Genomic DNA, 19,115 nt, shown 5'->3' with positions numbered 1-19,115 from the left:
CATGAGCAGTAATGAAAACTATAAGAAATATGACTGCACGACCTGTCCTTATCCCCGATATAAGGACAGCCGTACCATCTTCTGCGATGTCTGTATCCGAAAGATTTTAGATGAGCAGAGGGAGAAAAAGCAGGGAAAGGAGAAGCCCGATGGAGAATGAAGAAAAACGGATTATTAGCTCCTATGAGGTCACACAGAGCATCCATATCGGTAAAAAGGAAGTCGTGTTCGGTGTGGATTTGAAAGAGGAATATCCTTTTTTAGTCTGCTACTGCACTTATGACAATCCCCTGTCCGCAGAATGGGTGACGGATGCGGTCGGCTCAGACGATTATCTGGAAGCCATGCAGATTTTTACTGACAGGGTGCAGGAGCAGATAGGGCTTGTGAGAGCCGAGCAGGAACAATTCAAGTTCGACATGACGCCGTTTACCATAGACGACTGCATCCCAGACAATAAAAATGACAGCATTGTGGGAAAGGTCGTCGCTATCAATGCCGAGGTCAACCGTTATGAGTACCGACATTCCGCCTATCAGCTTGTATTGGTGGACGGCGGACACGGTGCGAGGGGAGGCAGGGGGCAGGCGGTGTTTGGGACTTCGCTTGCAGACGGCAAGCACGCCCGATGGGAAAGGTACGATGTGCTTGGCGAAATCAAGCCAGAAAAAATGCCCGATTGGGCAAAGGAAGCCCTTTCTAAAATCAAGGAACAGGAAAAGGCGAAAAAAACAAAGAGCAGGGAGGAACGCTGATGGAGATACGAGCTTTGACGCAGCCCGAACATAAATACACCTATGCCCAGAGTATGCAGCTTGAGGGGCAGACGGGGTGCATCGGGCATCTGCGAGGGGATTTTGCCCCCTCTGGATATGGCTTTTATACTACTTGGTTTGATACAAGGGAGCAATGGAAAACCGATGAATTTAAGTCGGAGCTTGATGATGTGATAAATGCCCTGCGTGAAGATAAAGGAATTCTCCACAACCGCTATGATATGGCGGCGTTTGCGGGGAAGAATCCCGAAAGTGCTTTTAAGGGTAACTATTGTGCGGAGTACGGCTTCCGTGTGGATACGGAGAAACACGCTTTCCTGCTCCGCTGCAACCCGACCAAAGGTGATTATAATTTTTACTGCTACTGCTATGTGAAAGAGTGGCTTGATAAGCATATCAAAAATGCCGAGAAAGGCATCCGCTTTATCGACTCTGGATACAAAGAGAAGTTCCGCATCCCAGACGGCGGCAAAATCATTATCACTTATGATTGGGGAGAAAAGGCGGAAAAGAGCTGCCGCTATATTGACGAGTACCATACTGAGGTGGGCAGCAACCTTTACCACATCTGCGAGTTTGCAGAGCGAATGGAGAGGAACGGACACACCTATGAGCCGAAGCCAGAAGATGTGCAGACGGCGAAAGCCCCGAAAAAGAAAGAGTATGAGCGATAGGAGGGATTTAAAATGGCTGTAAACCCAAAAGCGGTCAGAGTATTAAATAAAGTCTTTGAAGCAGGCTTTACCGATGAAAAGGCGATTGCCGCCATGACAATGGATGATATTCTCTCCATGCAGGGAATCACGGTTGCGGACATCACGCTCATCAACGAGCTGCAAAAGAGCATCAAAGGAAACAAGGTCATCTCATTTCTGGGAGGTGGCACGGAATGAGCGGAGGACAAAAAATCTGCATGACGGACAGTGTAGGCAGGATGCTTTTCTCTGTCCCCGATGGCGGCATCATCCGTATGCTTTATGGGAACGGGGAGGATTATTTTGCCGTCTGCCATTATTTAGATGAAACCCATGCAGAGATTGACGGCGTAAGATATGCCGTTCGGGAGTTTGCAAGGAGGATGGAACAAAACAAAATCAGCTATGCCCCTGCCTAAAGGCGGGGCATGGACAACAGGAGGATTGATATTTTATGGAACAGATTGTTTTATCGGGCGGTGATAGGGATTGAGTACCGAGCTTATCAACCGCATTACGGTAAAGAAAGACGGCGTGTATGTATCTTCCCACAGCTCCAATGACACCTCTCCCTACCATTCATGGAGGTGCAAGGGCTTGTCGGAAATCTATGCCGCCGAGGGGCAGAAAGGGCTTGACCGTGAGGTTATCCGTATGCTCTATGAGTATGCCGAGCTTCGTGGCTCGCATAAAAGCCTTGACCGCTACCGATACGCAAAGGACGCCCCTGCCGCCCGTGCCATCTATCAGAGGTTTATTGACCAGATTGACGAACGCTATGAGGGCTTGGACGAAGCTGACCAGAAAACCGTCTGGTATAAGCCCACGGAAAAGGCAAAGGAATACCGAGCCTATGAGCGTGAGATGCGGGAAAAGATGTATTCCGAAATCGCCGAACGGTGCGGGGAATACGATAAGAAGCAGAAAAACAAAGATTTGGAACGATAAGGAGGTGTGAGCCTATGGCTGCAAAGTACCAGCTTATCACAGAGCTGTACCGCCGCACAGGGAGGGACGTCACGAGAAACCCGCAGGCTTGGCAGGGCTTTTTATCCTCTGCCTGCCGCAATTACAAGTGCCGCTTTGACGAGCAGCTCTTAATCTATGCACAACGCCCAGACGCCACGGCAGTTGCCGAGATTGGCACTTGGAACAGGCTCTTTAAGCGTTGGGTAAATAAGGACAGCAAAGGCATTGCGGTCTTTGACCCGAAAGGACGCAGGAACACGCTGAAATATTATTTTGACGTTTCCGACACCCATGAGGGCTATTACGGTAGCCGACCCGTCCCGATATGGCAGATGGATAAGCGGTACGAGCAGCCTGTCATGGAACGGCTTGCGGACAGGTTCGGCGGCACGGAGGGCGGCGACCTTGCCAATTTCTTAATGCAGACGGCGGAGAACGCCGTGGAGGACAATTTAACCGATTACCTTTCACAGCTTAAAGGCTGTACGGAAAACAGTTTTTTAGAGGAACTGGACGATTTTAATATAGAAGTGATTTACAAGCGGCTTGCCGCAAATAGCGTCGCCTATATGCTGTTGAGCCGCTGCGGACTGGATGCGGACGGATATTTTGAGCGTGAGGATTTTGTTGACATCACAAATTTCAATACGCCTGCCACCCTTAATGCCATCGGCATCGCCACAAGCGACATTTCCGAGATGGCGTTGCGGGAAATCTCTGCGGCAGTCCGAAATGTGCAAATCGAAGCTAGAGGTCAGAACCGCACATTTGCAAGAAATATCACAAGCCAGTATGATAAAGGCAGGAAACAACCCGAAAGGAGCGAATACAATGAGCGAAATCACTTACACGAAACAGGGCGACTATCTTATTCCCGACCTAACATTACCGACAGAGCCAGAGCTTCCGCTTGGCAGGTACGCTTTGATGCACAGGGATTATCTGGAGAACCACAAAAGAGTGACCTACCTCAACCTGCTGACATCGGGCAGGCTGAACGCACACCTGCACCAGACCGAGCAGACGGCATTGCAGCGGCTGGAGCTTCTGACGAAGCAACTCGCCAAAGAGCAGGGCGTGACGGAGGAACTGAAAGAGAAAGCACCGATGCAGTGGGTGCAGGCGATGAACGCCATCCGCAGCCAGGCAGAGGAAGCCATCTTGAACGAACTGATTTACAATTAGCAGAGCCAGAGAAACAGAAAGAAAATGTAAAAGAAAGCATTGCCAACGGGGAAGAAGTTGCCGCAAATCTCCCGACCGTAGACGAACAGATTGAAATGATTGCTGAAGCAGAGGACGAAAAATCCTCTGCTTTTGCCGTTTCACAGGAGGATATTGATGCCGTCCTTGTAAAAGGAAGCAGCTATGCGGATGGTAAATACCGCATCTACCATCAGTTCCAGAAGCGGGAAGATAAAAAGAGCAATATTGAATTTCTTAAAAAAGAATACGGCGTCAGCGGCGGCACTCCCGTTACTTTTTCAGACGGGACAAAAGGTTATGCATGGCATGACAGTAAAGGCATTTCCATTGACCGTGGCGGCATTTCCACCGAACACGACCTTGTGCTTAGTTGGGCGAAAATAGAAAAACGCCTGCGTGAGCTGATTAAAGATAACCGCTATCTCAACCCCAAAGAGAAAGACCATTATGCCGATTATCTGGAAAGCATATCTGCCCCGCAGTATGAAATTGACACCCAGAGGAAGTTAAAAAGGCAGCGGTTTATCGAAGAAAAAGGGAGCTGCCGCCTGCCGACAAGAGGGATACGCTCGCCCTGCGGCTCTCTGATTTTATCCGAGATTTGGACGGATATGAGAAAGATTTGTTGGGCGTGGTTGGCTGCAAGGATTTTGCGGATATGCCTGCTGACCTTATGGAGCAGGCATTGCAGCATCCAGATAACGTGCAGGAAATGCTTGATTTTTTAGCTTTAGTGCAGAAAAAGACTACAAGCGTTTACAGCCGAAGTAATGCGTGGCGTTTTTCGCAGGAGCTTACGGAGCTGTACCCTCTCCATTACCTCTACCATGAGGGCGATGTGGTGTATATCGGGGCGGACAAATATGAGGTCATAGCCTTTGATGAAAACGCCGTATCTTTACGAAATGCAGAATTTCCGTTGTTCGGCAAAGAGTTCAGCCGAGCCGATTTTGAAGAAAAGCTCCGTGAAAACCCTGCTAACGACCATCTGAAAACAGTCATTACCGAAAGCCAGAAAACAGAAACGCTTGCCGAGGAAAAGCCCGACAGCATCACATTTTCCATCGGGTTCTCCGAGCATCCCGCCTTTTATGACAGGGAGCTGAACGACCGATTTACGGAGCTTAGCTTTGCACTTGGGAACAGGCTGCTTGGCGTTTTAGATGAAAAACAGCATTATGAAAGACTGGATGAGAGTAAGGGCGTCGGCTGGTATAAAAAGACCGACTTTGAAATCCATGCAGTCATCGGCGGGGAGGAATTTAATTACGAGGGACGGTTTGACATCGGGGACGGCGAGGGTGATTTGCTTGCCCATATCCGAAATTTTTATGAATACTCCCTCTCCCCCGACTGTCCGTTTATCCCAGAATGGAAACGGCAGGGCGAGGATTATTACAGGGAGCAGATGGAAACCCTGCGTTTCGGGCAGGATGTGTTTATCCCATTCTTAGAGCAGCACACCGAGCTGACACCAGAGGATGAAAAGCTCCTTGCTAAGATTTTGGCTACCGAATCCGACTGGAACAGGAAAGGCGGGGATAAGGAACAGACCGAAGAAATAGAAAATAAAGAGGAACAGCCTGCCATTGATGAAATGTCTGCTAAGGAACAGGAAACCGAGCCGCTACAAGAACGGTTTGAGGTCACAATGACTTCCGACGCTTTCCCAGACCCCGAAGATGCTTATGCTATCTGGGACAACAGCCGTGGGGATTATTATATCAACGGGGACGGTATGGTACTGACCTATCCAACCGAGGAAGATGCCGAAGCAGGACTTTTAAAGGTCAGAAAAACCGCTGCGGATAAGGAAGCGGCAAGCCCTATCATAGCAAGATACCTGTCTGGTGATGAAGCCGTCGTTATCATGCAGTATCCTAACGGCAAATATTACAACCGATACGGATACGATGAGCAAAGGGATACTGCCAATACGACAGCAGGCGGCTTTGACACATTTGATGAAGCGGAAAAAGCTCTGTACTCCCACCGCCCGAAAGCGGAAAAGGCGGTCGAGCCTACGCAGAGCCAAGACAGAGGGCTTCTGCCTGCACAGGATAATTCCGACCTCATCGGCAAAGAGCTTGTGATTGACAACCGCCGCTATGTAATAGAAAGCGTTGGTAAAATCAGCGGCGATGTTTCCATGCGTGACGTCACTTTCCAGAACAGCACAGGCTTCCCAATAAACCGTGTGGAGAAAATCGGCTATGTCCGCAGGCTCTTGGAGCAGGCACAGGAAGAATTACCGCCCGAAGAAAAAGCAGAAGCTCCAACGGCAAGCCCGACTTCTCCTGCTGTTTCTGCTGACCGCCACAATTACCGTATTACCGATGATGCGTTAGGCGTTGGCGGTGCAAAAGAGAAGTTCCGAAACAATATGGCAGCAATCCGACTTCTCCACGACCTTCAGATAGAAAACCGACTTGCCACGCCCGAAGAACAGGAAACCCTTGCAAAGTATGTGGGATGGGGCGGTCTGTCTATGGCGTTTGATGAAAAAAATGCGGCATGGGCAAACGAATACAAGGAGCTGAAAGCAGAGCTTTCCGATGAGGAATACCATGCCGCTATGGAATCCACGCTGACCGCTTTTTATACACCGCCCGTTGTTATTAAAGCGATGTATGAAGCACTTGACCGTCTGGGATTCTCGCAGGGGAACATCTTGGAGCCGTCCTGCGGCACAGGCAATTTCTTAGGGCTTCTGCCCGACAGCATGGAGAAAACAAAGCTGCACGGCATTGAGATTGACCCCATATCGGGCAGGATTGCGAAGCAGCTCTACCAGAAAGCCAGTATCGCCATTGAGGGATTTGAGGACACAAAGCTCCCAGACAGCCACTTTGACGTGGTGCTTGGCAATATCCCGTTCGGGGAGTTTAAAGTCAATGACAGCCGTTACAATGCCCAGAAGTTCTTAATCCATGATTATTTTATCGCAAAGGCTCTGGATAAAGTACGGGCAGGCGGCGTTGTGATGTTCATTACCTCTAAGGGCACAATGGACAAGGCAAGCCCAGAGGTGCGGAAGTATATCGCACAGAGAGCCGAGCTTTTAGGGGCGGTAAGGCTTCCCGACAACACGTTTCGGGCAAACGCAGGCACGGAGGTCACAAGCGACATCCTTATCCTGCAAAAGCGTGACAGTATCATTGACATTGAGCCAGAGTGGGTACACCTTGACACAGATGAAAACGGCGTCACGATGAACAGCTATTTTGTATCCCGCCCAGAAATGATTTTAGGCAAGATGAAGATGGAAAGCACAAGGTTCGGCATGGACAGTGCCTGCAAAGCCTATCCCGATATGCCGCTTGCGGGGCTTCTCCATGAAGCCATGCAGCGGATAGACGGCGAAATCCCAGAGATTGAAAATGAGATTGACCGAATCTCTGACGAGCAGGATAAATCCATCCCTGCCGACCCGAACGTGCGGAACTTCTCTTTTGCCCTTGTGGATGGCAGGGTTTACTTCCGAGAGAATAACACCATGACCCCTGCAAAGGCATCCATGACCGCAGAAAACCGCATTAAGGGATTATTGGAAATCCGTGATTGCGTGAGAAAGCTCATCCAGTACCAGACCGACGATTACCCAGAGGAAATGATACAGACCGAACAGAAAAAATTGAACCGCTTATACGATGCGTTTACAAAAAAGTACGGTCTGATTAACAGCAGGGGGAACTACCTTGCTTTTGCGGCAGATGAAAGCTATTTCCTGTTATGCTCTTTGGAAGTACTTGACGATGAGGGGAAATTTAAGAGAAAGGCGGATATGTTCTCAAAGAGGACGATAAAGCCCCACCGTGAAGTGACCTTTGTGGAAACCGCCAGTGAAGCACTTGCCCTTTCCATCGGGGAGAAAGCCCGTGTCGATTTATCCTTTATGGCACAGCTCACAGGCAGGACGCAGGAGGAAATCATAAAGGATTTGCAGGGCGTTATCTATAAAGTGCCATCTTCCGAGCCTGCAAGGTATGTGACCGCAGACGAATATTTATCGGGGAATGTGCGGGAGAAACTGAAAATCGCAGGGATAGCGGCAAAGGCAGACCCAGAGCTTGCCGTGAATGTGTCGGCTCTGGAAAAGGTCATCCCAAAGGATTTGCCCGCAAGTGAAATCTCCGTCCGTCTTGGCACGACGTGGATACCGCAGGAGGATATACAGCAGTTTATGATGGAGCTTTTAACGCCGTCAAGCTATGCGGAGGGCAAGCTGAAAGTACGCTACACGGCATATAACGGCGACTGGTTCATCGAGAATAAGAGTTCCGACGTTGGGAATGTCAAGGCGGACAGCACCTACGGCACAAAGCGGGCGAGTGCCTACCGCATCATAGAGGACACTTTGAATCTCCGTGACACCCGTATCTTTGATTATATTTATGACGAACACAATAATAAAAAAGCAGTGCTGAACCATAAGGAAACCACGGCGGCACAGGCAAAGCAGGAGGTGATAAAGCAGGCGTTTCAGGACTGGATTTGGAAAGACCCAGAGCGGAGGAGCAGGCTTGTACGCTATTACAATGACACGTTTAACAGCATAAGACCCCGTGAGTATGACGGAAGCCATATCACGTTTGGCGGCATCAGCCCAGAGATTCAGCTAAGACCGCACCAAGTGAACGCCATCGCCCATATCCTTTACGGCGGCAACACGCTCCTTGCCCATAAAGTAGGGGCGGGCAAGACCTTTGAAATGGTCGCCGCCGCACAGGAAAGCAAACGGCTCGGACTCTGCCAGAAATCCATGTTTGTCGTGCCGAACCACCTTGTCGGTCAGTGGGCGTCGGAGTACCTGCGGCTCTATCCATCTGCCAATATCCTTGTGACGACCAAGCGGGATTTTGAAACGGGAAACCGCAAGAAGTTCTGCGGCAGGATTGCGACGGGAGCGTATGATGCGGTGATTATCGGGCATAGTCAGTTCGAGAGAATCCCCATCAGCGAGGAACGCCAGAGGGAACAGCTCATGCGTCAGCTTGACGACATTGAGCGTGGCATTGACGATGTGCAGGCATCCCACGGGGAGCAGTTCACGGTCAAGCAGCTCATGAAAACAAGGAAAGCTATCAAGGCAAAGCTCGACAAACTCAATGACACCAAGCGGAAAGACAGCGTAATAAATTTTGAAGAACTGGGCATAGACAGGCTCTTTATAGATGAGAGCCATTTTTACAAGAACCTTTACCTTTACACCAAGATGCGGAACGTGGGCGGCATCGCCCAGACCGAAGCCCAGAAAAGCTCCGACCTCTTTATGAAGTGCCGCTATCTGGACGAAATCACAGGCAGCCGTGGCGTGATTTTCGCAACGGGAACGCCTATCTCAAACTCGATGGTCGAGATGTATTCCGTGCAGAGGTACTTGCAATATGACACGCTTGCGAGGAACGGATTGCAGCATTTTGACAGTTGGGCGTCCACGTTTGGCGAAACGGTCACGGCTCTGGAACTTTCCCCAGAGGGGACAAACTACCGAGCCAAGACGAGGTTTGCGAAGTTTTATAACCTGCCAGAGCTGATGCAGATGTTCCGTGAGGTTGCGGACATCCAGACCGCCGATATGCTGAAACTCCCCGTGCCAAAGGTCAATTACCACAATATCAAGACCAAGCCGAGCGAAATCCAGACGGAAATGGTGGCGGGGCTTGCCAAGAGAGCCGAGAAAGTAAGGGCAAGGCTTGTAAAGCCGCAGCAGGATAATATGCTCAAAATCACGAATGACGGGAGGAAACTGGCACTCGACCAGAGGCTGATTGACCCGATGCTGCCAGACGACCCAGAGAGCAAAGTCAACGCCTGCGTGGACAATATTTACCGCATCTGGGAGGAACACGCCGACACCAAAGCGGCACAACTCGTCTTTTGTGATTTATCGACACCTGCCAATAAAAAGATAATAGAAACGCAGGAAGCCAGAGAAAATGTTTATGAAATGATTCCCGACCAGTTTGATAATGTCTATGATGATATGAGGAAGAAACTCATACAGCGTGGCATCCCTGCGGAGCAGGTGCGTTTCATCCACGAAGCGACCACCGATGCACAGAAAAAAGAACTGTTTGCAAAGGTAAGGAGCGGCGAGGTGCGTGTGCTGTTCGGCTCTACCCCGAAGATGGGTGCAGGTACAAACGTGCAGGACAGGCTAATCGCCATCCATAATTTAGATTGCCCGTGGCGACCATCGGACTTGGAACAGCGTCAGGGTAGACTTGAAAGGCAGGGCAATATGTTCCCAGAGGTTGAAGTTTACCGATATGTGACGGAACAGACCTTTGATGCGTACCTCTTTCAGTTGGTGGAGGGAAAGCAGAAATTTATAAGCCAGATAATGACGAGCAAAAGCCCCGTCCGCTCTGCCGAGGACGTGGACGAAGTGGCTCTCTCCTTTGCAGAGGTCAAAATGCTTGCCACAGGCGATGAGCGTTTCAAGGAAAAAATGGATTTGGATATGCAGGTGGCAAAGCTGAAAGTCTTGAAGCAGAGCTATCTTTCCGAGCATTACGACCTTGAGGACAGGATACTGAAGCACTACCCGCAGGAGATTAAAGACTATGAGGAACGCATTACAGCCTATGGGAATGATGCAGAGATTGCCAGTCAGCATAAGCCGCAGGGCGAGGATAAGTTCTGCCCCATGACCTTAAAGGGAGTGACTTATAAGGAAAAAGCGGACGCAGGCGAGATGCTCCTTGCCATCTGCAAGGAAAACCCGTTGTCAAATCCAGTGGAAATTGGCAGCTACCGTGGCTTTCAGATGGAGGTTTATTATGATATTGTCAATGCACACTATTGTCTGAATCTCTGCGGAATGAGAAAATATAAGGTGGATTTAGGAACGGATGCCCTCGGCAATCTGACCAGAATTGAGAATGAGATTGCCAAGCTCCCTGCCCGTCTGGAAGCCGCCAAGACCAGAAAGGAGGAAACCATCGCACAGCTTGAAACCGCAAAAGAGGAAGTAAAGAAACCATTTGCCTTTGAAGATGAGCTGAAAGAAAAGACGGAGCGGCTGAACGCCCTCAATATCGAACTGAATCTGAATGAAAAGGACAATGCTGTTATTGACGATGAGCCAGAGCAGAACGATGAGCCGGCAGAGAAAAAAAGTGAGGACAGGGAGAGGTAAAATATAGTTTGCACATTTGTATTGCTTTATTTTGGGCAGTATAATAAGTGACGGTAAGAAAAAGTCGGAGGTGAGGAAGAATGTCAGATGCGTTCAGATTTGAAACTTTTGTAGACGTTCACAGCAATATTTTTAATGAATACCTTGGCTCTGTTGTAACAAAGCTGTCCAGAGCAAATGAGGAATACCGTGCCATAAGAGCTGAAATTGAGAGCCTTTATGAGAAATATCCGAAAGTCTTAGGTGTGTTTGACACGGAAACATCGGCGGAACTGACGGAGGAAGAATGTGCCGCACTGATTAAAGTGATGGAACTTAGAAACAAACTTACGGATATGGAGATGCAGTCGGTTTACTTCCGTGGCTGTTATGACAGCGTAGGGTATCTGAAAAAAGCAGGGATTTTATAACGGACTGACCGAGAAAAAGGTGGTGTCAGCGTAGTGCTGATGCCGTCTTTTACATAGCCGAGAGGTTTTCACAAAGAAAATCCCTCGGCTTATTTTATTTTCAAGGAGGTGTGTGATTGAATTACCAAGAGAACAGACAGTCCCTTAACCAAAGGCTGACCGACAAGGTACAGCGGGAGCTTTCCTCTTTTCGGGAAGAAATGCAGGCAAAAACGCCGCAGGAAATTTACGGTGCTGCATATCAGATTGCAATAAAAAATGAGATTGCCGAGTGTTTTTCCAGTGTGGATTATTCCACGCAGGCAGCAAAAGCCCTTATGAAATCCCCAAATCTTTTGCAGGACATCTATGAAGAATGGATGGAAAAGGATGTTTCCCATGCGGAGGAATTACGCCAGACTGTCGCTGATGTTAAGGCATATATGGTTAAGACGGAAAAGATTTTGTCTGGGAAAGAGAGGTGATTTTTTCTTGAATGAGAAGTAACAGACCCTATGTGCAGATTGACCCAGACGTGCTTGAGTGGGCAAGGCAGATAGACTTGCTTTCCTATCTTCGAGCCTACGAGCCAAGCAACCTTGTCAAGGTCAAAGGCACAACGAACGTGTACTGTACCGCCGAGCATGACAGCCTAAAGATTTCCAACGGCAAATGGTACTGGTGGTCGAGGGGCTTCGGCGGCTATTCAGCCCTTGATTATCTGATGAAAGTTAAGGAATACGGCTTTGTGGAAGCCGTGGAAATCCTCACAGGGCAGACGATGGCGGACTGGAAACCGCCGCCCCCTGCTATGAAAAAAGACGAGCCAAAGGTGCTGCTCCTGCCGCCAAAGAACAAAAATTGCGACAGGGTTACCGAGTATCTTTTCGGGCGTGGCATTGATTATCAGCTTATCCAAGAGTGCATCGCCGATGGGATTATTTTCGAGAGTGCCGATTACCACAACGCTGTTTTTATCGGAAAAGATGAAAGCGGAACGCCAAAATACGCCGCCTGCCGTGGCACAATCAGCAGTTTCAAGCGTGACGCATCGGGCAGCGATAAACGGTATTCGTTTCGGATTCTGGCGAGAAGTCCATGTGCTTCGGTGCATTTATTTGAAGCCGCCATTGACTTACTCTCCTATGCCACCTATTTAAAGTGTGAGGGCAGGGATTACAAAGCGGAAAACCTGCTCTCCCTGTCGGGCGTGTATCAGCCAAAGAAAGAGATAAAAGACAGCAAAATCCCCGTTGCCCTCACGACTTTTTTGAAAGCAAACCCACAAATCAATACCATCTATCTGCATCTGGATAAGGATAAAGCAGGTCGGTTATGTACCGCCGCCTTAAAAGAATTGTTGCAGAAAGACTACCGAATCGTTGATGAACCGCCGCCAGTCGGCAAGGACTTCAACGATTTTTTAATGTCCTATCTGGGGATTGCAAGGCAGAAACAGAGCCGTGAAAGGGGGGATGCCCGTTGATTTTCTGATATGATTTTTTCTAAAAACAGCCAGACAGTGAAGAAAAACTGAAAAAGAAAGAGAGGAAATTGCCATTGAAACAGTATGAAGTAACGCTCACAGGTCACTTTGAAAAGACCGTTTCCATCTATGCAGACAGCCCCGAACAGGCAGCGGAAAAGTTAAAGATTATCCTGTTTGATACCGACCTTGTTAGGTTTTCCGATGGGGATTTTGTCTGCGGAGAAGCGGATATTAAGGATGAAAATGAGGACGGATGTGAAGAAATGGAGAGCGAGGGCGGTGGCTTTGAGAATGAGGATTGTTCCGACTGTCCGTACTTCTGCCCCGTGTGCGGAGAATGTATGTATGAGGGCGAAGATTAAAGACACGTCTTACCAAGCACTGAATTTGGTTATCCATCTGCCGATGGAAACAAAATTCGCTTGTTAGGGGACGCCCCTAATACCCCGTGGAAAAGACCGCCGCCAGAGGACGGCAGGCAGAAAGAAAGGAGTTTTTTAAGGATGAGTGATTTTATATATTTTATCCTCGGCACAACGCTCGGCGGGATGTTCGGCGTAGCGGCTATGTGTGTGTTGCAGATTCACAGGCTGACCGAGGGAAAGGGGGATGCAGATGCGGAAACGAAACGTGCAGATACTGTTCCGACTGACCGAGGAAGAAGCTGAATACCTCTGTTCCCTTGCGGAGAGGTCAGGGCATTCCAGACAAGCCCTGCTCCAGTCGATGGTCATGGGCTACCGCTTATGCGAGAAACCAGACCCAGAGTTTTATAAAATCATGCGGGAGCTGTCGGCAATCGGCAACCGCATCAACCAGCTTGCGGCAAAGGCGAACGCCTTAAACTTTGTGGACACGCCGATGCTCTATGACGAAGCGAAGCGGTGGCGGGACTTCCGTCTGGATGTGAGCAGGAGCTACCTTGTTCCGAGGAAAAAGTCTGGCTGATGGCGGTCTGCGAAATCTGGGACGTAAAGGGCAGGCTCGACCACCCCATCGACTATGCCGAGAATCCAGAAAAGACTGCCAACCCAAAATACACGGATGCGGACTTGCAGGCGATGGTCGATGTGATGAAGTATGCCACCAACGGCGACAAGACCGAGCAGCAGTTTTTTGTCACGGGCGTAAACTGCGACCCGTCTACGGCAAGGGACGAGATGATGATAGCCAAAGCACAATGGAACGACCAGAGCGAAATAGTCTGCTACCACGGCTTCCAGAGCTTTAAGGCGGGCGAGGTCACGCCAGAGCAGGCACATGAGGTAGGCGTAAAGCTGGCGGAGAAGATGTGGGGCGGCAGATTCCAAGTAATTGTGGCGACACATCTGAATACGGAGTGCCTGCATAACCACTTTGTCGTCAATTCCATTTCTTATATTGACGGCAAGCATTATCACGACAATAAGAAAAACCTGCGTTTGCTCCGTAAGCGTTCAGATGAATTGTGCCGTGAGTATTCCTTGTCGGTCATCGAACACCCAAGCGGCAGGAAGAAACCTTATGCTTTATACCAAGCTGAGAAGAATGGTCTGCCCACAAGGGATACCGTGGCACGGCAGGCGGTGGACGAAGCCATCAGCAAATCGTTCACGCTGAAAGATTTTGACCGCCAGTTGTCGGAAATGGGATACCGCATCAATTTTGACCCCAACCGCAAATACTGGACGATTATCGGGAAAGGGTGGCAAAGACCGAAGCGGCTCTATAAGCTCGGCGAGGATTACACCAACGAGAGGATAACGGAACGCATACGGGAAAATTCCTATGCAGTCAAATTCCAGAGCTTTTCCAAAGAGCAGCCGCAGGTCAGAGTGTACCGTGTCCGTGGCTCTCTGAAAGACGCAAAGAAAATCGGCGGCTTGCGTGGGCTGTATCTCCATTACTGTTACAGGCTCGGCATTTTGCCAAAGAAGAAACAACAGAACTATGCAAGGCTTCACTATCTTCTGAAAGACGACTTGATGAAGATGGACGCTATCACAGACGAAACAAGGCTGCTCTGCCGCAACCATATCGACACGGCGGAGCAGCTTTTGTCCTATAAAGGCTCTCTGGAATCCGAGATGCAGGAGCTGACCGAGCAGCGTAAGGGGCTTTACTCCCAATCCCGAAAATCAGTCGGGGAAGAAAAAGAAGCGGTCAAGGCTCGGCTGTCGGAAATCACGGAGCGGATGAAAATAATCCGAAAGGAGGTCAGATTGTGCGATGGTGTCTTTGCCCGAAGCGACACCATCAAGGAGAAGTTACAGACCATACGGGCAGATGAAAAAGAACAGCAAAGAAAGGAGCTGATGAAGCATGAACACAGGCGGCGAAGCGGCAGAGCAAATCGTGAGGATGAGCTTGGAGGGATTTGAGGTCGCAGCCAAAATCACGGGAGCAGGTGCGAAGAATATTGCCATCCTTTTATATTCCATCTTAAAGGAAGAACAGAAAACCAAAGGAAAGGCAAGGCTCACAAATATGCTCCGCTCTGGAAAGGAGCTGAAAGTCTTTACCGTAAAAAGCGGCGACTTGAAGAAGTTCACGCAGGAAGCAAAGAAATACGGCGTACTCTATTGCGTCTTGGCGGACAGGGGGAACAAAGACCCCAATGCGGAGGTGGATGTGATAGCCCGTGCGGAGGACGCATCGAAAATCAGCCGCATCGTGGAGCGTTTCAACCTTGCGTCGGTGGATGCCGCTTCTATCGTGACCGAAGCGGAGAAATCGAAAGGAGCAAAGGGCAAGCTGAAAGATGCCAAGACCGCAGGAGAAAAGGACGCAGGGGCAAAGGACGGTCAGCCAGAGCCAGACATCGGCGTGGAGGAAAAAGCGGAGAAAGACAGGCTCATGGACGCTTTGATGGGCAAGCCAGTAAAGAAAGAAGAAAATGCCCCAAACCCCTCATTGGCAAAGACAGAAAAATCCCCTCTGTCCGAGCCTACCTTAAAGCAGCAAAGGAAGTCCGCAGAGGGGGCTACTATGACTAAGGCGGAAAAGCCGTCAGTCAGGGAAGAGCTGCGGAAGATAAAAGAGGGAAGAAAGGAACAGGAAGCGGACGTTTCCCCTGCAAAAGAGAAATCTTCCGACAGGGCGAAGAAGCCGCCCGCAGGAAAGACGGAGCATAAGCAGCCCCAGAAGCGGAAACGCAGACCAAAATCGAAAGGAGAAAGATAACCTATGAGTATCTATGATGTATTCAGCGGCGGCAGCAGAGCCTTTAATAAAGAGGAGTGGGCTGCCCAAAAGCAGGAGCAGCGGAAAGAAGCCTATGAGCTGATTGACAATACCTGCTCTGAAATGATGGAAAACGGCGACAGCTTCCGTCAGTACCTTGACGTGCAGGGGCATTTTGACCGTTACTCCGTCAACAATGCAATTCTGGTATCGGCACAGATGCCCGAAGCGACGCAGTTAAAAGATTATGGCAGTTGGAAACAGAGCCGTGTCTATGTGGATAAGGACGCACAGAAAGTGACTATCCTTGAGCCAGGGAAAGAGTACCAGCGTGACGACGGCTCAAAGGCGGTCGGCTACAATGCGAAAGTGGTATACGACGTTTCCCAGACTTCGGCAAAGGACAGGCAGCAGCCGCAGGAGCAGAAAAACATGCGTGAGCTTGTGTCGGCGATGATTGACGCAAGCCCCGTTTCCTTTGTGCCAGTCGATGACCTTGAGCTGCCTGCGTTCTATGACAGCTCACAGCAGACCATCTTCATCAAGACGGGGCTTTCCGAGGAACAGCTTTTTGTCAGCATGGCAAAGGAAGTGTCGGCGGCGGTCTTTGACTGTAAGCATAAGGAAAGCCGTGATGATTCCGATTTCAAATCATTCTGCGTTGCCTATATGGTAAGCTCCCGTTACGGCGTGGACACGAAAGGTTTTAACTTTGACAAACTCCCAAAAGAATTTGAGGGCATGGAAACGCAGGCGTTCAAGGGGGAGCTTGGCTCGATGCGTGACGTCCTCGGAGAAATCCAGTCGGATATGTATAAGAGCCTTGAGAAGAACAAGCCGCCCAAATCCAAAGAGCAGGAACGCTAATCGGAGGTGCAGCCTATGAAAGAAGAACGATACCATCTGGCATTGGATAAATATGATAAAAACATCGTCCTCAATGCCCTCAATACCCTGCGGACACAGCAGATACAGGAGGAACGCCCCACCGAGCCTGTTGACGAGCTGATAAGCAGGGTGGCATACGCCCCGACCAAGAAAGTAAAGGTCGCCCCGTGCAGGTGCCATGAAGAACGGTGATGATTACAAGGCGGGCTTAATCCTCTCTTTATGCGGCATTATCCCTGTCGTGTGGCTTGCCCTGCTGACAGCACCCTATGTCAGCGGCGGCATCGTGGAGATAATCGGCAATTTATCCGTGGCAATCGAGAATCCGTTTTCCATAACGGTATGCGGGGACAGCATAAGGACTGTCCTTATTTTTCTGCTTGCCTACGGCATGGGAATCGGTGTCTATTTTTCCACACGCAGGAACTATCGCAAAGGGGAGGAACACGGCTCTGCAAAATGGGGCAACGCAGGCACTCTCAATAAAAAGTACCGAGATAAGGACGCATCGGAAAACAAGCTGCTGACCCAGAGCGTCCGCATCGGGCTTGACGGGAAGAAGCACAGGAGGAATCTGAATATTCTTGTGGTGGGCGGCTCTGGTGCGGGAAAGACAAGGTTTTTTTGCAAACCGAACGTCATGCAGTGCAACACTTCAATGGTAATCTTAGACCCGAAAGGCGAGATTGTCCGTGACACAGGAGGGTTATTAGAGAAGAAAGGCTATGAGGTGCGGGTGCTTGATTTAATCAATATGCACAAGAGCCATTGCTACAATCCGTTTGTATATTTAAGAAATGATAACGATGTGCAGCGGCTTGTGACGAATCTCTTTAAGGCGACCACGCCGAAAGGAAGCCAGTCGCAAGACCCGTTCTGGGACACGGCGGCGAGTATGCTGCTTTTATCCCTCGTGTTCTATCTGAAGTATGAAGCCCCGCCAGAGGAACAGAATTTCCCGATGGTGATGGAGCTTTTGAGGGCAGGCGAGGTAAGGGAGGACGACGACAGCTATGTAAGCCCGCTTGACGAACTGTTTGACCGTTTGGAGATGGTAGACCCAGAGCATATCGCATTAAAGTATTACAGAGATTACCATTCTGGTTCGGCAAAGACACTAAAGAGCATCCAGATAACCCTTGCCGCAAGGCTTGAGAAGTTCAATCTGGAAAGCCTTGCATCTTTGACCGCCACGGACGAGCTTGATTTGCCGTCTTTAGGCGAGAAGAAAGTCGCATTGTTCGCTCTGATACCAGACAACGACACCAGTTTTAATTTTCTGGTAAGCATTCTTTATACGCAGCTATTCCAACAATTATTTTATCTTGCCGACCATAAGTACGGCGGGAGTCTGCCCGTCCATTGCCAGTTTATTATGGACGAATTTGCGAACGTCAGTTTGCCAGATGACTTTGACAAGATACTGTCAGTTATGAGGTCAAGGGGCGTGTCCGTTTCGATTATCCTGCAAAATCTGGCACAGCTCAAAGCCCTGTTTGAGAAACAGTGGGAAAGCATCGTCGGAAACGCTGATGAGTTCCTCTACCTGGGCGGAAACGAGCAGAGTACCCATAAGTTTGTGTCGGAGCTTTTAGGCAAATCCACGATAGACACGAACACCTACGGGAAAAGCTCTGGACGGAGCGGCAACTATTCCACAAACTACCAGATTTCGGGGCGTGAGCTTTTAACCCCAGACGAAGTGCGTATGCTTGACAACCGCTACGCACTTCTTTTTGTGCGAGGGGAACGCCCCGTCATGGATTTAAAGTATGACATTTTAAAACACCCGAATGTGAAACTGACTGCTGACGGAGGGAAGCCGCCGTATATCCACGGCGAGCCGACACAGGCAGTCGCAACCCTTGTGTTTGACGGTGATATTCCTATGAACGCCGTGAGCGTGAAAGCGGTCAGCACATCCTATGAGCTTCTGTCCGATGAGGACTTGGAAGAAATATTCAATTTATAAGGAGGATTTACCCTATGAAACTTTTTAAGAAGAACGAGAACAGACAGAACAAAGCAACCCAGAAACTGCCGATGGGCAGAAAGACAAAAAAGGCGTTTGCCGTGTATGCCGCTTTGGTATGCTGCATGGTTTTTGGTACAACTACCGCCTTTGCCGCCAATGACCCGATTGCCGTGGTCAACAACCTGTCAAACTTTATCTTCGGTCTGATTAAGGCGGTCGGGATGATTATGCTCGGCTTCGGCATCGTGCAGGTGGGCTTGTCGCTGAAGTCACACGACCCGTCCCAGAGGGCGAACGGTTTTCTGACCCTTGCAGGCGGCGTTGTGATTACCTTTGCAAAAGAGATTTTGACACTTATCACAGGCTAATGCAAAGAAAACTAAGATAGCAGACTGATATAAGACAGGGACAACGGGGCAGAT

General features: G+C 49.6%; 21 protein-coding genes. All 21 read left to right on the top strand.

Going from position 1 to position 19,115, the window contains the following annotated elements; genetic code table 11:
• Window position 1: 1 nt before the first annotated feature.
• The gene (locus ACG3M1_RS17060; protein WP_172681060.1) at window positions 2–160 is read left to right on the top strand and encodes a hypothetical protein; all 159 of its coding nucleotides are present in this window, start codon (window positions 2–4) and stop codon (window positions 158–160) included.
• Entirely contained in the window at window positions 150–755 is a 606-nt protein-coding gene (locus ACG3M1_RS17055) for a hypothetical protein (RefSeq protein WP_008817999.1), read from the top strand. Before ACG3M1_RS17060 ends, ACG3M1_RS17055 begins: the two co-directional genes overlap by 11 nt.
• Complete coding sequence (locus tag ACG3M1_RS17050; protein ID WP_008817998.1) at window positions 755–1,450, top strand: hypothetical protein; 696 nt, start codon at window positions 755–757, stop codon at window positions 1,448–1,450. Before ACG3M1_RS17055 ends, ACG3M1_RS17050 begins: the two co-directional genes overlap by 1 nt.
• A gap of 12 nt (window positions 1,451–1,462) precedes the next feature.
• Complete coding sequence (locus tag ACG3M1_RS17045) at window positions 1,463–1,669, top strand: hypothetical protein (RefSeq protein WP_008817997.1); 207 nt, start codon at window positions 1,463–1,465, stop codon at window positions 1,667–1,669.
• Window positions 1,666–1,890, top strand: a complete 225-nt coding sequence (locus tag ACG3M1_RS17040) for a hypothetical protein (RefSeq protein ID WP_008817996.1) — start codon at window positions 1,666–1,668, stop codon at window positions 1,888–1,890. The genes ACG3M1_RS17045 and ACG3M1_RS17040 overlap by 4 nt, the downstream gene beginning before the upstream one ends.
• Window positions 1,891–1,960: 70 nt before the next feature.
• Window positions 1,961–2,419, top strand: a complete 459-nt coding sequence (locus ACG3M1_RS17035; RefSeq protein ID WP_008817995.1) for a hypothetical protein — start codon at window positions 1,961–1,963, stop codon at window positions 2,417–2,419.
• Window positions 2,420–3,034: 615 nt separating this feature from the next.
• Window positions 3,035–3,625: a TnpV protein gene (locus ACG3M1_RS17030; RefSeq protein WP_335673982.1), complete on the top strand. Its 591-nt coding sequence runs from the start codon at window positions 3,035–3,037 to the stop codon at window positions 3,623–3,625.
• Window positions 3,553–4,374 carry a hypothetical protein gene (locus ACG3M1_RS17025; RefSeq protein WP_395814349.1) on the top strand — a complete coding sequence of 274 codons (822 nt, stop codon included), beginning with the start codon at window positions 3,553–3,555 and terminating at the stop codon, window positions 4,372–4,374. The genes ACG3M1_RS17030 and ACG3M1_RS17025 overlap by 73 nt, the downstream gene beginning before the upstream one ends.
• Entirely contained in the window at window positions 4,272–10,790 is a 6,519-nt protein-coding gene (locus ACG3M1_RS17020; RefSeq protein WP_395814346.1) for an LPD25 domain-containing protein, read from the top strand. Before ACG3M1_RS17025 ends, ACG3M1_RS17020 begins: the two co-directional genes overlap by 103 nt.
• 80 nt (window positions 10,791–10,870) lie before the next feature.
• Entirely contained in the window at window positions 10,871–11,200 is a 330-nt protein-coding gene (locus ACG3M1_RS17015; protein ID WP_008817992.1) for a DUF6664 family protein, read from the top strand.
• A 116-nt stretch (window positions 11,201–11,316) separates the two neighbouring features.
• On the top strand, window positions 11,317–11,664 hold the full coding sequence (locus ACG3M1_RS17010; protein ID WP_008817991.1) for a DUF3848 domain-containing protein: 348 nt from the start codon (window positions 11,317–11,319) through the stop codon (window positions 11,662–11,664).
• An 11-nt stretch (window positions 11,665–11,675) separates the two neighbouring features.
• Window positions 11,676–12,665 (top strand): DUF3991 and TOPRIM domain-containing protein, encoded by a 990-nt coding sequence (locus ACG3M1_RS17005; RefSeq protein WP_008817990.1) that lies wholly within the window; start codon window positions 11,676–11,678, stop codon window positions 12,663–12,665.
• A gap of 74 nt (window positions 12,666–12,739) precedes the next feature.
• On the top strand, window positions 12,740–13,030 hold the full coding sequence (locus tag ACG3M1_RS17000) for a hypothetical protein (RefSeq protein WP_008817989.1): 291 nt from the start codon (window positions 12,740–12,742) through the stop codon (window positions 13,028–13,030).
• A gap of 141 nt (window positions 13,031–13,171) precedes the next feature.
• Window positions 13,172–13,336 (top strand): DUF3789 domain-containing protein, encoded by a 165-nt coding sequence (locus tag ACG3M1_RS16995; protein ID WP_008817988.1) that lies wholly within the window; start codon window positions 13,172–13,174, stop codon window positions 13,334–13,336.
• Window positions 13,284–13,616: a plasmid mobilization protein gene (locus ACG3M1_RS16990; RefSeq protein WP_044947935.1), complete on the top strand. Its 333-nt coding sequence runs from the start codon at window positions 13,284–13,286 to the stop codon at window positions 13,614–13,616. The genes ACG3M1_RS16995 and ACG3M1_RS16990 overlap by 53 nt, the downstream gene beginning before the upstream one ends.
• Window positions 13,616–15,028 carry a relaxase/mobilization nuclease domain-containing protein gene (locus ACG3M1_RS16985; RefSeq protein WP_008817986.1) on the top strand — a complete coding sequence of 471 codons (1,413 nt, stop codon included), beginning with the start codon at window positions 13,616–13,618 and terminating at the stop codon, window positions 15,026–15,028. Before ACG3M1_RS16990 ends, ACG3M1_RS16985 begins: the two co-directional genes overlap by 1 nt.
• Entirely contained in the window at window positions 14,970–15,830 is an 861-nt protein-coding gene (locus ACG3M1_RS16980; protein ID WP_008817985.1) for a PcfB family protein, read from the top strand. The genes ACG3M1_RS16985 and ACG3M1_RS16980 overlap by 59 nt, the downstream gene beginning before the upstream one ends.
• Window positions 15,831–15,833: 3 nt before the next feature.
• Entirely contained in the window at window positions 15,834–16,697 is an 864-nt protein-coding gene (locus ACG3M1_RS16975; RefSeq protein ID WP_008817984.1) for a hypothetical protein, read from the top strand.
• 15 nt (window positions 16,698–16,712) lie between these two features.
• On the top strand, window positions 16,713–16,910 hold the full coding sequence (locus ACG3M1_RS16970; RefSeq protein ID WP_008817983.1) for a hypothetical protein: 198 nt from the start codon (window positions 16,713–16,715) through the stop codon (window positions 16,908–16,910).
• On the top strand, window positions 16,897–18,690 hold the full coding sequence (locus ACG3M1_RS16965; protein ID WP_008817982.1) for a VirD4-like conjugal transfer protein, CD1115 family: 1,794 nt from the start codon (window positions 16,897–16,899) through the stop codon (window positions 18,688–18,690). Before ACG3M1_RS16970 ends, ACG3M1_RS16965 begins: the two co-directional genes overlap by 14 nt.
• A 14-nt stretch (window positions 18,691–18,704) precedes the next feature.
• Entirely contained in the window at window positions 18,705–19,061 is a 357-nt protein-coding gene (locus tag ACG3M1_RS16960) for a glutamyl-tRNA amidotransferase subunit A (protein WP_008817981.1), read from the top strand.
• Window positions 19,062–19,115 lie beyond the last annotated feature (54 nt).

The sequence above is a fragment of the Clostridium sp. 10cd* genome (assembly GCF_044336395.1).
GTDB classification, from domain to species: domain Bacteria; phylum Bacillota_I; class Bacilli_A; order Erysipelotrichales; family Erysipelotrichaceae; genus Clostridium_AQ; species Clostridium_AQ innocuum.
The sequence above is the reverse complement of the archived record's forward strand: the minus strand, read 5'-3'. Positions and strand labels throughout refer to the sequence as shown.